Source organism: Psychrobacter sp. Pi2-1 (genome assembly GCF_904846645.1).
GTDB lineage: Bacteria > Pseudomonadota > Gammaproteobacteria > Pseudomonadales > Moraxellaceae > Psychrobacter.
Window position 1 is genome coordinate 85,049 of the sequence record NZ_CAJHBO010000003.1, and the last position, 13,048, is coordinate 98,096.

Annotated in this window: 12 protein-coding genes; 10 read left to right on the forward strand and 2 right to left on the reverse strand. The window is 41.5% G+C overall.

Translation table 11 applies throughout. From position 1 onward, the window contains the following. Positions 1–7 precede the first annotated feature (7 nt). The 7 genes from JMX91_RS03285 (at position 8) to JMX91_RS03315 (ending at position 6,821) form a co-directional block, all read left to right on the forward strand. Positions 8–1,048: an EpsG family protein gene (locus JMX91_RS03285; protein ID WP_201547651.1), complete on the forward strand. Its 1,041-nt coding sequence runs from the start codon at positions 8–10 to the stop codon at positions 1,046–1,048. After that, positions 1,048–1,911, forward strand: a complete 864-nt coding sequence (locus JMX91_RS03290; RefSeq protein WP_201547652.1) for a glycosyltransferase family 2 protein — start codon at positions 1,048–1,050, stop codon at positions 1,909–1,911. The genes JMX91_RS03285 and JMX91_RS03290 overlap by 1 nt, the downstream gene beginning before the upstream one ends. A gap of 32 nt (positions 1,912–1,943) precedes the next feature. Continuing rightward, positions 1,944–3,086: a glycosyltransferase gene (locus tag JMX91_RS03295; RefSeq protein ID WP_201547653.1), complete on the forward strand. Its 1,143-nt coding sequence runs from the start codon at positions 1,944–1,946 to the stop codon at positions 3,084–3,086. Positions 3,087–3,089: 3 nt separating this feature from the next. Then, a complete protein-coding gene (locus JMX91_RS03300; protein WP_201547654.1) occupies positions 3,090–3,701 on the forward strand; it encodes a sugar transferase in 612 nt (203 codons plus the stop codon). A 145-nt stretch (positions 3,702–3,846) separates the two neighbouring features. After that, positions 3,847–5,046, forward strand: a complete 1,200-nt coding sequence (locus JMX91_RS03305) for a DegT/DnrJ/EryC1/StrS family aminotransferase (RefSeq protein ID WP_201547655.1) — start codon at positions 3,847–3,849, stop codon at positions 5,044–5,046. 278 nt (positions 5,047–5,324) lie between these two features. Beyond that, positions 5,325–6,203 carry a bifunctional methylenetetrahydrofolate dehydrogenase/methenyltetrahydrofolate cyclohydrolase FolD gene (gene folD / locus JMX91_RS03310; RefSeq protein ID WP_201547656.1) on the forward strand — a complete coding sequence of 293 codons (879 nt, stop codon included), beginning with the start codon at positions 5,325–5,327 and terminating at the stop codon, positions 6,201–6,203. A gap of 99 nt (positions 6,204–6,302) precedes the next feature. Beyond that, the gene (locus JMX91_RS03315) at positions 6,303–6,821 is read left to right on the forward strand and encodes a phosphate-starvation-inducible protein PsiE (RefSeq protein WP_057759021.1); all 519 of its coding nucleotides are present in this window, start codon (positions 6,303–6,305) and stop codon (positions 6,819–6,821) included. Between the two features lie 79 nt (positions 6,822–6,900). Here the strand turns inward: JMX91_RS03315 and corA are convergent, their stop codons facing one another. Next, a complete protein-coding gene (corA, locus tag JMX91_RS03320) occupies positions 6,901–8,055 on the reverse strand; it encodes a magnesium/cobalt transporter CorA (protein ID WP_413772214.1) in 1,155 nt (384 codons plus the stop codon). 162 nt (positions 8,056–8,217) lie between these two features. Continuing rightward, positions 8,218–8,607, reverse strand: a complete 390-nt coding sequence (locus tag JMX91_RS03325; protein WP_057759025.1) for a DUF2237 family protein — start codon at positions 8,605–8,607, stop codon at positions 8,218–8,220. A gap of 488 nt (positions 8,608–9,095) precedes the next feature. On the opposite strand from JMX91_RS03325, the gene JMX91_RS03330 reads away from it, so the two are divergent. The 3 genes from JMX91_RS03330 to ndk all read left to right on the forward strand — a co-directional run bounded on the left by JMX91_RS03330 (position 9,096) and on the right by ndk (position 12,659). Further along, a complete protein-coding gene (locus JMX91_RS03330) occupies positions 9,096–10,394 on the forward strand; it encodes an ATP phosphoribosyltransferase regulatory subunit (protein WP_057759027.1) in 1,299 nt (432 codons plus the stop codon). A 212-nt stretch (positions 10,395–10,606) separates the two neighbouring features. Beyond that, positions 10,607–11,896 carry an adenylosuccinate synthase gene (locus JMX91_RS03335; protein ID WP_201547657.1) on the forward strand — a complete coding sequence of 430 codons (1,290 nt, stop codon included), beginning with the start codon at positions 10,607–10,609 and terminating at the stop codon, positions 11,894–11,896. Positions 11,897–12,227: 331 nt separating this feature from the next. After that, positions 12,228–12,659, forward strand: a complete 432-nt coding sequence (gene ndk / locus JMX91_RS03340) for a nucleoside-diphosphate kinase (protein WP_057759031.1) — start codon at positions 12,228–12,230, stop codon at positions 12,657–12,659. Positions 12,660–13,048: the final 389 nt, after the last annotated feature.

The following is a 13,048-nucleotide window of genomic DNA, read 5'->3' on the forward strand; positions in this document are numbered from 1 at the left end:
GGGTTAAATGCTTCCTTATCTGTTGGTCCTTAGCCTTGTTGTTTTCTGGATAGTACTGGAGAAAAAATCTCTCAATCGTACGTCTTTTTGGCTGCCCTTAATTACTTTAGCTCTGTTCGCAGGCAGTCGTAGCTATTGGGTCGGTACAGATACTGCAAACTATACCAGAAATTTTAACAATAAATTGAGTCCTGAGTCCTTTAGATTTAATGAAGATGTTGAGTACGGCTACCAGCTATTTGAGTATTCATTACTGCATGTGACGAATAACTATTTTTGGCTACTGATTATCACCAGCTTGGTTATCGTCTATTGCTATTTGAGAATCATCAGAAGATACAGTGTGAACTATTGGTTCTCTGTATTTCTGTTTATTACGCTAGGCGTCTATACCTTTTCATTCAATGGGTTGCGTCAAGGAATCGCAATGGCTTTGTTTACGTTGGCCATTCCTTATCTGCTAGAGAAACGGCTTTTTCCTTATTTATTAATATGTGCCATTGCATCATTTTTTCATATCACGGCTTTATTTATCATTCCATTTTATTTCATTGTAAATTTGAGAGTGAAGCCAGCTTATAAAATACTTGCGACATTTTTTGGGTCGTTATTCGTTAGTAGGTTACTCGTATCTTATATTTCATCTACTAATGATCGATATGAAGACTATGCAAAAGTATCTGAAGAGTCAGGCGGGTTTTTGACACTTGGGTTTTACACTGTGCTTATGCTTCTCATCATTATTGCGAGCTATGTATATAAAATTAAAGACAAAAGCTTTCAGCAGCTATTGATGTTTTATGCATCAGGCGTGGTTTTTGTTATACCACTAGCGCTGTTAGGTACGAGCGCTTCAGGCCCGCAAAGAATCATTTCGTATTTTACATGGACTTTGGTTTTGTTGCTGCCTGTGGTTTTGAAAAAGATAAATAACATTTATGTCTATATCATTAGTGTGTTTATCTTCCTTGCGTATTTCATATTGACAACATCAAGGTTCAGCGATCTAAGTCCTTATATTATCAATCCTATGTTTGAGGTGTTCTGATGAAGAGTCACGCTTATATCTCAATTGGCATTCCTATCTATAACGCTGAAGCCTATTTGGCGACAGCCATAAAGTCAATATGGGCGCAGACACACGATCTGTGGGAGCTTATCTTAATAGATGATGGTTCTACAGACAACTCGCTAGCAATAGCCAAACAGTTTGAGAAGATTGATAGCAGGATAAGAGTGATATCCGATGGTTCCAACAAGAAACTGCCTGCTCGTCTGAACCAGCTTATTGATGAGTCAAAATATGATTACATTGCCCGTATGGATGCTGACGATCTCATTCACCCAGATAGATTGGCTGTTCAAATAAACTTTTTAGAGAACAATCCCAGTTATGACTTAGTGTCTACTGGCGTAGTATCTATTGATGCTCAAAACAAGGTGTATGGTTGTCGTCATGTAGACCGTTTATATGCAGGATTTGAGAGTGTGGAGACTGCATATCCCATTGTCCATGCGTCTATTTTGGCAAAAAAAAGTTGGTATGAGCGTAATAGATATAATGAGAATTATCCAAGGTCTGAAGATTATGACCTGTGGTGTAGAGCCATATCCAAACAGGATTTGCGCTTAGCCGTGCTCCCAGACTTGCTCTATTACTATAGAGAAGAGGGCAATCTGTCATTAGCAAAAATCGTTCGATCTTACAAAGATAGTCTTACGACATATAGTGAATATAAAAAAACCAATATCGTCGACAGTGCTAAGTTAGAAGCAAAAATCGGTGCGGTAAGGTTATTAGACTCGCTAGGGCTCTTGCAAAAGATAGCCAATAAGAGAAACAAAATAACGATGTCCGAGCAGCTACAAGAAAACCATCAAGCGGTTGTTAATGGTTTGGTTGCTGAATAAATTTATCAATGAAGTAATAATGAGGTGCTTAAATGAAACCAAAAATATGCTTTATTATGACGGACGCCGTTTCTTTTAATGTGTTATATCGCAATCAGCTTGAATATATTAGAGACTCTTCAAACTTTGAGATTACGGTAATCTGTGGCGGCAGTAGGGAGCAGCTAGATATTTTACGTGCACGTAATCTAGGAGAAGTGGTTGATTTAAATTTTCAGCGCAAGCCTTCTGTGCTACAAGATGCCAAGTCATTAGTGCTATTAACTCGTTACCTGTTCATTAGGCGATTTGATATTGTGATTTATTTAACACCAAAGGCTTTATTGTTAGGAAGCATAGCCAGCACACTCACTATGCAAAAGAGAAGAGTTGCCTTTAGTGTGGGACGAGCCTATGAGAATTTTTCAGGCCTAAAGAAACGCGCTTTTCAGGGTCTTGATCAACTTAGCTTTGGTCTTTCTCATGAGGTGCTATTCGTTTCTGATTCCTTAGTAAATGTGTGCTTATCAGAAAATCTTCTTAAAGAAAATAAGGCGCGTGTCATCGATAATGGTTCATTTAACGGTATTGATATTGATGTACTCAGACCGGTAGAGCAAATGGCAAAACAAAAATTAAGACGACAGTATAGAGTGCCTGTAGACGCTTTTGTAATTTGTGTTGTCGGTAGAATTTGTGAAGACAAAGGCCTAAAAGATATTGGTGAGATATCTGAAAGCCTTAAATCAGAGAATATTCACTTTATGTTCATCGGAGACTTCGAAGATGACATCGGCAAGTCGGTCGTGGATAGAATAGTGAAAGAAGGTAGGGGCGTATATATACCAGCCAATCCAAAAGTAGAAGAGGTAATTCAATGTGCTGATTTGCAACTATTTTTAAGCTACCGAGAGGGTTTTGGGAATGTTGCTATCGAAGCAGCTAGTTGCGGTGTGCCAACGTTTGCCTATGATGTGGTGGGTGTAAAAGATAGTGTAAAACAAGATATCAGCGGTCAAAAGTTCCAGTTAAAAGACACTGTGTCCGTGACAAAAGCCATCAAACAAGCAATCACTGATATCAATTTTAAAGATAAGTATCCTAAAGCAAGAGCTTGGGCGATTCAGAACTTCGAACAAAAAGAACTATGGCAGAGTTATTTGGATTTTTATCTACACCATACAAATAAGGCCTAACGGATGATAAAACGACTATTTGATATTGTAGGTGCAACGACAGCGTTAGTAGTGCTATCTCCTGTCTATGCTGCAACTGCCTACAAGGTGAGTAAAAATCTTGGCGCGCCTGTTCTATTTCGTCAGATTCGTCCAGGTCTGTATGGCAAGCCATTTGAGATGATAAAGTTTCGTTCCATGAAGGATGATATAGATGCAGATGGCAATCCTTTAGAAGATGGCGCGCGATTGACATCGTTTGGTAAAGCGCTGCGTAACACTAGCCTTGATGAGTTGCCAGAGCTTTGGAATGTCATAAAAGGCGATATGAGTCTAGTGGGCCCGCGACCATTATTAATGGAATATCTGCCCTTATATAATGATGAACAAGCGCGCCGACACAATGTCCGCCCAGGTATTACAGGATATGCTCAAGTCAATGGTCGCAACGCTATTGGGTGGGATGAGAGGTTTGCATTGGATACATGGTATGTGGACAATCAGTCGCTGTGGTTGGATATTAAGATTTTATTTAAAACAGTGAAAAAGGTCATTATCAAAGATGGCATTAGTGCTGAGGGCGAAGCAACTATGAGTAAATTCATGGGCAATAGTATTAATGAAGAAATGCTTTAAAAATACTCTTTGCTGACAACAATACAGTTAATCAAAAGACATTAGGCATCAAAAAAGTCATGATAGATAGTAAGATTAATAACAGAGTGAGCAGTTTATCGTAGAGCGTGACACAACATTAGACATAAGTACCATAGAGGAACATATGCTAAATACCCCTTTTTCACCTTGGCCAAAATTTACGCAACATGAGGCTGATGCTGTCAGTCGAGTGCTACTATCTAACAAAGTCAATTATTGGACAGGCGAAGAATGTCGTCAGTTTGAGCGAGAGTTTGCTGACTGGACAGGTAGTAAATATGCAATAGCGTTGGGTAATGGCACCTTAGCATTGGATGTCGCGTTACAAGCACTCGATATAGGTGCAGGTGATGAGGTCATCGTCACACCGCGTACCTTTATTGCTAGTATCTCATCAATCGTTAATGCAGGTGCGACGCCTATTTTTGCAGATGTCGATGAAGCAACTGGTAATATCACTGTCGAAACCATCACCGCTGTACTGAGTGATAAAACCAAAGGTATCGTGTGCGTCCATTTAGCTGGCTGGCCATGCGACATGGACAGCATTATGGCACTGGTAGATGAGCATGACCTATATGTCATTGAAGATTGCGCACAAGCTCATGGCGCACGATATAAAGGGCGAAGCGTGGGTAGTATTGGTCATGTTGGGGCATGGAGTTTTTGCCAAGATAAGATTATGACCACAGGAGGTGAGGGTGGTATGGTCACCACTGATAGCGAACTGCTATGGCGAAAAATGTGGGCGTATAAGGATCATGGTAAGAGCTATGCTGCAGTCTATGAAACGGAGCAATCACCTGGCTACAACTGGCTCCATGAGAGCTTTGGCACCAATTGGCGTATGACTGAGATGCAAGGCGTTCTAGGACGTATTCAACTGAATAAAATGAGTGAGTGGACAGCCAAACGGACTACTAATGCGGAAGCCATACTAGAGGCCTGTAGCAAGTGGGAGTCCAAAGGCTACCTTTGTGTGCCGAGACTAGAGCATTTAGCGCAGTTCTCCAATACGAACCATGCTTACTATAAATTATATGTCTATATGCAGTCTGATAATCTACCTACTGGTTGGACACGTGACCGTATTATTGAAGCAATTAACAATCAAGGTGTGCCTTGCTTCTCTGGATCTGCGTCAGAAGTCTATTTGGAGAAGGCTTTTGATAATACAGGGTTGCGTCCAAGTGTTAGATTGCCAATGGCAAAGCAGCTAGGAGAGAGTAGTCTCATGTTTTTGGTGCATCCTACGCTTACGGCGGCTGAAATTGAACTGACAATACAGGCGATCGATAGTGTGTTTGGTTCGATGGACGAATAAGACGATAATTAATGATTATTTTTAAAAATGCATCCCTCAGTCGACGCTATTTTTATTGAAAGCATAAGGTACATTTGCCTATATATAAGCAATACTGTTTAATTGACTTATTATGAAAATTTATCAGTGCGCAGGCTTTATCTTACGCTAGGATTTTGTAGCGTACACAGGTACAATATTACTCTTAGTCAAAGATTGACGAACCAAAGGACAGGCATGCAAAGTATTTGCGCGCGCTGTCTTTATTTTTTTATATCGTACCCTCTATTGGAGTTACTATGTCTACTGCCCAAGAATCCGCCACCGTTTTGGACGGCAAAGCACTTGCCAAACAAATAGAACAGGATCTGCGCACGCGCGTAGATACGATTAAGGAAAAGACTGGCCGCACCCCAAGCTTAGCGACGATATTGGTTGGTGACGATCCAGCCTCTGCCACTTATGTTCGTATGAAAGGCAACGCCTGTAAGCGTGTTGGCATGGACTCTATACGCGTTGAGATGCCGAGTGCCACGACCACTGAGCAGCTCATGGCAAAAATAGATGAGTTAAATAGCAATCCAGATGTACACGGCATTTTGCTACAGCATCCGGTTCCTGAGCATATTGATGAGCGTGCTTGTTTTGAGCAGATTGACTTAGCAAAAGACGTCGATGGTGTGACTTGTCTTGGTTTTGGTCGTATGGCGATGCAGCAGTCAGCTTATGGCTCATGTACACCGCAGGGCATCATGCATTTGTTAGAGCATCATAATATCGAGCTATCAGGTAAAGAAGCAGTAGTCGTAGGGCGTAGCGCTATCCTAGGTAAGCCAATGGCGATGATGCTATTGAATGCCAACTGTACAGTGACGATCTGTCATTCAAGAACTCAAGATTTGGCAGCACATATTAAGCGTGCAGATATCGTGGTTGGTGCCGTAGGTGTACCTGAGCTGATTAAAGCGGAATGGATCAAAGCAGGAGCGGTTGTCGTTGATGCAGGTTTCCATCCAACGGATGATGGCGGTGTTGGTGATATCGAAATGACAGGCATGGAAAATATTGCCAACGCTTATACGCCAGTACCAGGCGGCGTTGGCCCAATGACTATTAACACGCTTATTCGCCAAACGGTCGATGCTGCTGAAAAATCAGCGGGTTTGAATAACGGCTAAAAAGATAGTCATACGAATACTGATTGCCGATATATAAGGGGCCTGAGGCAACATAAACTCAGGCTAAATCAACCACATTTCAGTTGATAGGACCTAAACATGGCTAAAAAAAACGTAGGTGTCCATGAGCGACTACAAAGTATTGGTAGAGAGTTTGTTGATGTTTGTCATTACGTTATTTTATTTCTAATCAGTGTAGTGGTAGTCTGGACCGCAGGTAAAGAGTTTATTTATATCGTCCAAAAGGGTTCAGCGGATCTAAAAGACATATTAATGTTATTTATTTACCTTGAGCTACTGGCTATGATAGGTATCTACTTTAAAACCCACCGACTGCCAGTACAGTTTTTGATATTTATTGCCATAACGGCCTTGTCACGACATTTGGTGGTTGATGTGCAGGCTGTTTCAGACTATTTCCATTTATGGCTGCTAGCGACAATTTCCGTGGCCATCATGCTATTAAGCGGCTCTATTGTAATCCTGACTTGGACAGCAAAAACGTTTGGTCGCCCAGAAGACAATCTTGATAAGCAGCATGCAAACCTAACGGTTAAAGCACTATTGCCTGATAATGCTCAAGCGCCTGATAGCCATACTAAGCATCGCCGTGAATAATTAGATAGCAATACAAAAAGATAGCAACATAAAAAAAGAGCGACCAGTGGTTGCTCTTTTTTATGCCTAACGTTTGGCATTACAACCATTTCAATCTTTTAAAGTTATAGTACAGATAGCTACATAAGGCGATAATAATGGCCATAATGATAAGGTAAGAGTACTTCCAATGCAGCTCAGGCATAAAGTCAAAGTTCATGCCATAGATACCAGCGATAGCTGTCGGTACTGCTAAAATACCTGCCCATGCAGCGAGCTTACGCACCACTTCATTCTGACCCATATTGACCATCGCCATATAGGTATTCATCACCACGCTTAGCATTTCATTGAGACCATTAATAGCATCTAGTGAGTGCAACAGGTGATCGTTAACATCGCGAAAGTAAGGCTTAGCGGCTTGAGAAAACCCAGAGACAATCTCACTTTTTTTATGATTGATAAAAAAGCTACAGATGTCTTGCACAGGTAAGATAATGGCACGCATATGTACCAGTTGCGATTTAAGCTCGTAGAGGTTTTTTAGCGTACCTTTATCAAACTCAGAAGTAAATACGTAGCGTTCTTGCTCGCGCAAGTAACGGCCCAATCGATCGGTAATCGGCATATAGTTATCAACGATAAAATCGAGGATAGCATGCAGTACAAAGATAGGGCCCATGCGTAACTTTTCAGGGCGACGATGGCAGTGCTCACGGACAGGTGCATAAGAGTTTGACGGGCCATTGCGAATTGTAATGAGGTAGTTTTTACCCATAAATATCGCAGTAGTACCATAACGAATGACATTGTCTTCTAGCTTAGCCGTACGTAGCACCACAAAGACCATGTCATTATCGTAGTTTTCGACCTTGGCACGTTGATGATCAGCAAAGGCATCTTCAATCGCTAGCTCATGCAGGTCAAAGGCTTCTTTTACTTTAACCATGGTTTCTAAGCTTGGATCATATAGCCCAAGCCAAATAAATTGACCGTTGTTCCCTAGAGTACGACTTACATCATTGAGCGCCACTCTATTAAGGTTCTCACCTGTTTTACGTGAGTAAGCGTAGCAATTGACCACTTCACCTGCGCTTGATGAGTCAATATCTTCATAGCGTTCAGAATCAGGATCGTAGACCGTCATAGTCTCAATAGTATCTTCAGTAGTGGCGTCCACATCACCATAGATATAGCTATCATCATCGTCCAAATAGAGATGCTTGTCATTCATATTGGCGTAGATATGATTCATATTGGAATCAGGCGCAATATGAGCCGTTTTTTTAATCAATTGATTATTATCATTTTCCATATACTTTCCTGTCATATAATAAAAAACTTCAATAATCCAAATATACTATGAACGCTGCTACGGTTTTATCGTGTGCCAATACTATCTATAGGGCATAGGTTTCTATAGGGCATAGCTTTTTAGCGTATCGATATCTACCAATGCTAGCAGGCTCTCGTGACACGCTTCTAACTTGATTTGCGGTGCAATATCGAAGTCCAATGCTTCAACCCAACGTAGCGCACAGATGCACCAGTAGTCACCAGGTTTGAGACCAGGAAAATTGTATTCAGGTAGTGGGGTAATTAGGTCGTTACCGCGACTGGCAGAGAAGTTTAGAAACTCGCTGGTCATCTTGGCGCAGACGGTATGTTGACCAACATCATGGTTGCCAGTATGACAAAAACCATTGCGATAATAGCCAGTAATTGGATCGAAACAACAGCTGGCAAGTGCGGTGCCTAAGACATTGGTTTGGTTGATGGCAGGGTTTGGGTGGTAATCAGATGACATAAGGCTTCCGAGATAAAAATATGTGTTAGTGTATCATGAGTCTGTGCCGAAGACGCTGCCGTAATCACGCTCATTATCTTATGGGTAACAAAAAATAAACCTCTCGGCTATTTGCCCAATATTGAGTTAAATACATCAACGATGACCGTTACATCTGCTAAGCTAATAAGCAGCAATTGAACTGTAATTAGATAGTGATTGTGGCTAATTGTCACTAGGCGAACCTTGAGTGCTATGCTAAACTAAAGCATAAAGTGCCTTGATTATTTGTCGCAATTTTTTAGCGCATAAAGATACTCGTCTTATCATTCTAAATTATACTTATTATTCACCCTTTTGCGGTTACCTGGTTTGTTTATAAATAATTGGGTCAATGACGTTGCGCGTTAAAAATAAATACACACAGCGTCAATACCCAGCAAATCACCCTTTAAGTACCGCATCAGTACCGCGTTTTTGGTAAGCGATACGCCAAACAAGGATTTATTGTGTCTGTTAGTTCTGATTCTGCAAAACCTGACCAGCCAAACTCTACCAATGAAACAGTGTCTCAGCCTGCCGAAAACAGTGCTGCACCCAATCGTATGCCATATTTGAGTAACTTTGGCAGTGATGTTGCCAATAGTTGGCTATTGCCTGATGGGGTGGTTGATGTCCTGTTTGAAGATGCGCATAAGCAAGAAGTGCTTAGACATCAGTTAATCGAGCAGCTTATTACTCATGGTTATCAGCTGGTTTGTCCACCGATGATCGAGTTTACTGAGTCTTTGCTAAGTGATGCATCAGAAGATCTAAAACGCCAAACCTTTAAGATTATCGATCAGTTGACTGGTCGCTTAATGGGCGTACGCGCTGACATTACCCCGCAGATTTTGCGTATAGATGCGCATCATGGCGGTACGGGTATTGCGCGTTATTGCTATGTGGGCGATGTGATTCATACCTTGCCATCAGGTCTGTTTGGCTCACGTACACCGCTGCAGTTAGGTGCTGAGATATTTGGCTGTGCGTCACTAGCGGCAGATATTGAGCTGATAGATGTGCTATTTACGATGGTGAATAAACTCAATATGAGTGCAGCGCTCCATATCGATTTGGGTCACGTAGCGATATTCAAACGTTTGGCTGAATTGGCTGAATTGTCAGACAGTGATACTGAACAATTGATGTACTTATATGCCAATAAAAACTTACCAGAGCTCAAGCGTGTTTGTCGCGCTTTGCCAATGGGTGATGATTTTTATGTGTTGGCACGCTTTGGTCACGATATCGCAAACCTATTAGCCAAATTATCAGATGCGGCGCAGCAAGACAGCCAAATCGCAACGGCAATTGATGAGCTACAGCGTTTGAAAAACTATCTACAAGACCAATGGCAGTGCCCAGTCAGTATTGATGTGACTGAGCTATCAGGCTATCACTATCATACTGGCATCGTCTTCAATGGTTATATCAATAGCGAAACGCAGCCACTAGTACGTGGTGGTCGTTTTGATGGTATGCAAAGCCAGACACAAGCGTTACGTGCAGCTACGGGTTTTAGTATGGATGTCAGCCGATTGTTGGCCCATACACAGTTAGATGCGCCAACCGTTGTCTTGGTTGATTTTGCTGCTTTGTCTAATGCCAATACAGATGAGATGCAGACGCTAATGCAACAAGTAGAGAGTCTACGTCAGCAAGGCTATCGCGTCACTATGCCGTTAGATGCACAGGACAGTCCAGATGATGTGACGCATCGTCTGAGCATGGCTGATGACAGTCAGTGGCAGCTACAAACTGTTTAATGGTCTAATAGTAGGCGATTGAATGGCGCACGCGGCGCACGTAGCCAAGATTATTCAGTACAGATTACGAGAACGCAAAATTATTCGTTAGATATCTCAGTGTTTCTATTTCATAAATCACTGAGATAAAAAGATATAGCTAAGAAAATCAAATCATTTTAATTTTCAGCTTTTATTGCACACACCTCAATACATAAAGGTAAGGATTGATCATGGGTAAGAATGTTGTAGTTTTGGGTAGCCAATGGGGCGACGAAGGTAAGGGTAAAATCGTTGATTTACTTACCGAAAAAGCCTCAGCAGTAGCCCGCTTCCAAGGCGGTCATAATGCTGGTCACACGTTGGTTGTCGATGGCAAAACCACTGTCTTGCATTTGATTCCATCAGGTATCTTGCGTGAAGGCGTCACTTGCTTTATCGGTAATGGCGTGGTGTTAGCACCTGACGCACTACTAAAAGAGATGAAAGAGCTAGAAGACAACAACGTACCAGTACGTGAGCGTCTACGTATCTCTCCTAATTGCCCACTTATCATGCCTTATCACGTGGCACTTGACCAAGCTCGTGAAGCCAAGCGTGGTTCTGGTAAAATCGGTACAACAGGTCGCGGTATCGGTCCTGCATACGAAGACAAAGTAGCACGTCGTGCGATTAAACTTGCTGATTTGTTCCGTGAAGATCTAGAGGAAAAACTACGTAACCTAATCGAATATCACAACTTCCAACTGACTGAGTACTATAAAGTTGAAGCGATTGATTTTAATGAGACACTTAAGCTTTGTAAAGAGTGGAAAGAAGAGATTAAAGGTATGGTTACTGATGTAACTGAAGACCTAAATCAATTACGTCTAGCTGGCAAAAACCTAATGTTTGAAGGTGCTCAAGGTACGCTGCTTGATATCGACCATGGTACTTATCCGTTTGTAACCAGCTCAAGTGTAACTGCTGGTGGTGTATCAACTGGTACAGGTATCGGTCCATTGTATTTAGACTATGTACTTGGTATCACCAAAGCGTACACTACGCGCGTTGGTAGTGGTCCATTCCCAACTGAATTGTTCGATGATGTTGGTGCTCACTTAGCCAAAGTCGGTCATGAGTTTGGTGCGACGACTGGTCGTGCCCGTCGCTGTGGTTGGTTCGATGCTGAAGCATTACGCCGTGCAGTAGTACTTAACTCTATGTCAGGTATCTGCTTGACCAAGCTTGACGTACTAGATGGTCTTGAAGAATTGCTAATCGGTGTAGGTTATAACCTACCTGAGACTGAGTGTGCAGGCGCGCATGATGCTGAATTCTACGAGTCAGTTACGCCTAAGTATGAAACCATGCAAGGTTGGAGCGAGTCTACCGTTGGTATCACTAACTATGATGAGCTTCCAGAAAACGCTAAAAAATACATCAAGCGTATCGAAGCATTGATCGGTTGCCCAGTTGATATTATCTCGACTGGTCCTGATCGTGAAGAAACGATCGTATTGCGTGATCCGTACGACGCTTAATTTGTACTACAAACTTGATTAAATAGTTTTGAGTATTAATAAAAAACCCCGATGCTGAGCGTTGGGGTTTTTGCTTTTGTTAGAACTTATAGCATTATCAACGACTAATGCACAATAAATTTACTTTTATGCAAGGTATGGTCATAAATTAACCCTATCATTTATGGCCTTAATCATTATAATAGGCAGCAATCCGATGTTGGCGCTTATGGTTATATACTGATATACCATGAGTTGTGTAAAACAGTCCAAGTCAACATTGTGGCTAAAGCTAAAACAACGCATTAATTTTTCATATTTTATTGAATTTATCATTTATTAGGAGCTTCTCATGGCTAACGAACGTACTTTATCTATCATCAAACCTGACGCAGTTGCTGGCAACCACATCGGCGCTATCTATAGCCGTTTCGAACAAGCTGGTCTAAAAATTGTTGCAGCTAAAATGCTACAACTTGATGATGAAAAAGCAGGCGGTTTTTACGCTGAGCACGCTGAGCGTCCATTTTACAACGACCTAAAGTCTTTCATGATGTCAGGTCCAGTATTGGTATCAGTACTAGAAGGCGAAAACGCTATCGCTCAGCATCGTGAAATTATGGGTGCAACTAACCCAAAAGAAGCTGCTGAAGGCACTATCCGTGCTGACTTCGCTAGCAGCATCGATGAAAACGCAGTACATGGTTCAGATTCAGCTGAATCAGCAGCACGTGAAATCAGCTACTTCTTCAGCGATGATGAAGTTTGTGCACGTACACGCTAATATAGTAAATAAACTATAAGCTTTTACGGCGTTCGATTTGTTTGAGGTAACTGCTATAATAAGACAGCTACGATTTAAACTGATCTTACCTGTATGAGTTTTATACTTGATTGACTATAGACGAATTATTTACAACATTAATTGTTTATAATTGGTTTGCGAGACGGCTTATATCTTATGGGTATAGGCCGTTTTAGCTATTATAATAATCCTATAATCAAAGAATTACTAAACTGCGACGGCGTTACCCTCATCAGATGTACTACTTGTACAATCTGCAGTCGGCTGCCTTGTATCTACTTTAGAGTTCTATAATTATATTATTCATTGAAATTATCAATAACTTGCCTCATTATTAATTTTACTTAGCGTTATCAATCCCTTATCAG